This window comes from Sphingomonas bacterium (assembly GCF_903644055.1).
Taxonomy (GTDB): Bacteria; Pseudomonadota; Alphaproteobacteria; order Sphingomonadales; family Sphingomonadaceae; genus Sphingomonas_I.
In genome coordinates this window covers 1-2,559 of the sequence record NZ_CAHJXD010000269.1, presented here as the reverse complement: position 1 = coordinate 2,559, position 2,559 = coordinate 1, and the positions used below count along the sequence as shown (strand labels likewise).

Genomic DNA, 2,559 nt, shown 5'->3' with positions numbered 1-2,559 from the left:
CGGCGGCGCGCGCGCCGATCGCGCGCTGGCCCGCGATCGGCCATCGCGCGATCGATCCCGGCGGCGAAGCCCGAGGCGGTCGGTTCGGTGACGTGCCAGCCATCCTCGCCGTCGACGACCGTCTCGGCGGGGCCGCCGAGCGCGTGGACGAGCAGCGGCTTGGCCATCAGCATCCCTTCGATCACCGAAAGCCCGAACGGCTCGGGATCGATCCGCGCGTTCACGATGACGTCGCACATCGCATAGAGCGCGGGCATGCCGTCCGGCAGCCGGTTGGCTGGCCCGGCGAGCAGCACCTTGCCGCCCAGGCCGAGCCGATCGATTTCGGCCCGGACCTTCGCCGCATAATCGCCCTCGATCGGCCCGCCGACGATCAGCAGCCGCGCATCGGGATGCTGCCCGGCCGCGCGCCCGATCGCCTGGACGAATTCGAGCTGCCCCTTGAATTCGACCATCCGCGCGAAGATGCCGAACAGGGCATCGCCGGGTTCGAAGCCGTAGGCCGCGCGATCGGCGGGGCGGGTATCGGCGGCGAAGGTTTCGGGATTGATGCCGAGATGCGAGACCGCCGAGCGCGCGCGCCGGCCGAGCAGCGAGGTGCGCGTATAATGGCTGTTGGCGATCGCGGTCATGCCGTAGCGCGCGAGCAGCAGATCGTAGATGCGCGCATTGAGTCGCAGCGGATAGCGATCGCTGACCAGATTGGGCATCAGCCAGAAGCTCGGCACGCCCGCGATATGCGCGGCGCGCGCGGTGAGCGGCACTTGGAAGCCCTGCCGGACGATCACCGCTTCGAGATCGAGCCGCTTCAGCACCTTGGCCAGCGCCGCCGAGGCGCGCGCCATGAAAGCGAGATTGTGGAACGCATCGGCGAACGAACCGAAGTTGCGCGGCACGCCGATCGCGCAGGCATGCGTCTCGGCGCCCGTCAGCGGCCCGAGCTCCATCATCGGCCCCGCCTCGAGGCAGATCAGCACGGGCTCGACCCCCTGATCCTGAAACCCGCGAAACAGCCCTTCCAGGCTGCGGCGCACGCCATATTCGTCGTCGCCGGCGGAAACGAAGCCCACCCGCGTCGCGCGGGATGCGTTGATCATCCTAAGCTCCATTTCCCTGATGTGCGGCCGTATCGGTGACCCGCGATCCCGACGGGATCACCATCGATACGGGCTTGGCCCAGAAGATGACGAGCAGCAGCATGATACCGTTGAAATCGGGATCGAGCAGATTTTCGCCCGCCGCGATCCACGCATAGAGCATCCCCGTCTTGAGGCTGAACGGCGCCTCGCGCAGCCGATAGCCGACGCCCAGCAGCACCGCGAAGCCGATGCTTCCCGCGACGCCATATTCGAACAGGACCTTCGCCCAGGTCGGATCGAAGATTTCGAACGTCGTATCCGATTCCTTGATCGCGCGCAGGATCGATCCCGGCCCGTTTCCGATCAGCAGCGACCAGGGCCAGCGAGAGAGCCCGCCCTGCACGAACGCCCAGGGCGCCACGAACCGCGCATAGCCGCTGCTGCCCGGCGCGGAGAATTCGTTGAGCCGGTCCGCCAGCAGGGCGAGGCCGACCAGATTGGCGATCACCGGCATCGCGGGGATCAGCGCAAGACCGCCGATCAGCGCCTTCACCGGCGCGCGGCGAAGCCCCGCGACCACCAGGGCGATCAGCACGATCAGGATACCCGTGCCCGAAAGCGCGAGCAGCATCGCCGCGATCAACGCGAGCAGCACCAGCCATCGCCGGAACAGCGCGATCTCGATCAGCAGCGCGATGCCCGCATAGCCCGAGAGAAACGAAGGCTCGCGCAGGAAGAAACCGTTGGAGCGCAGCAGATTGCCCGTAAACGCGATGGTGTTGTAATGCCCGCTCTGGCGGATCGCCTCCGGCATGCTGTTGGAGAAAGCCAGCAGCCGATCGTCATGGACGAACGGATGCAGCGCCGCCTGCGCCATCGCGGCGAAGGCGACCACCATCATCAGCAGGACGTAACGACGCGCGGCCCATTCGAAATAGACGCGGCCAAGCGGCCTGTGACCCCGAAACAGGAAGGGAATATAGAGCGCGAACAGCAGCAGCAGCGAGGTCGACGATGCATGGCCCGCGTTGAACTTGAGGCTAAAGAAGGCGACCGCCGCGAGGAACACCAACGTCAGCAGCGAGGAAAGCCCCACGACGAAGACGCCGTCGAGCAGCCCGACGACGATCAGGATATAGACCGCCGGCAGGCTGAAATTCATCGCCAGCGTGCCCGCGTTGATCGCCAGTTGCGGCACGAACAATATGGTGACCAGCAGCAGCGTGATCGCCGCGCGCGTCGCGGGCTTCGGCGCGGGGCCGTCCTCGACAGGCTCGGCCGCCTTTGCCGCCCGCTCCGCATCCCGTCGCGCGGCTTTCCCGAGCAGGCGGCCGGGCACATTCATGTCCCGCCGTCGCGCGGGAAGCGACAGAGAATGCGCGTCCGCCATCAGCCGGCGGCGCGCGCATAGACGGCCATCGTCGCCGCGCCGATCTCGGCCCAGCTCGTGCCGCGCGGCGCGGGCGATCGTTCCGGCCGG

2 protein-coding genes are annotated in these 2,559 nt (G+C 67.6%); both read right to left on the bottom strand.

The annotated features are described in order from the left end of the window. Positions 1-1,097, bottom strand: a 1,097-nt coding sequence (locus HUU94_RS11675; RefSeq protein WP_174275246.1) for a glycosyltransferase family 4 protein, incomplete at its 3' end; no start/stop codon positions are given. A gap of 1 nt (position 1,098) precedes the next feature. Beyond that, the gene (locus HUU94_RS11670) at positions 1,099-2,424 is read right to left on the bottom strand and encodes a hypothetical protein (RefSeq protein ID WP_174275245.1); all 1,326 of its coding nucleotides are present in this window, start codon (positions 2,422-2,424) and stop codon (positions 1,099-1,101) included. Positions 2,425-2,559 lie beyond the last annotated feature (135 nt).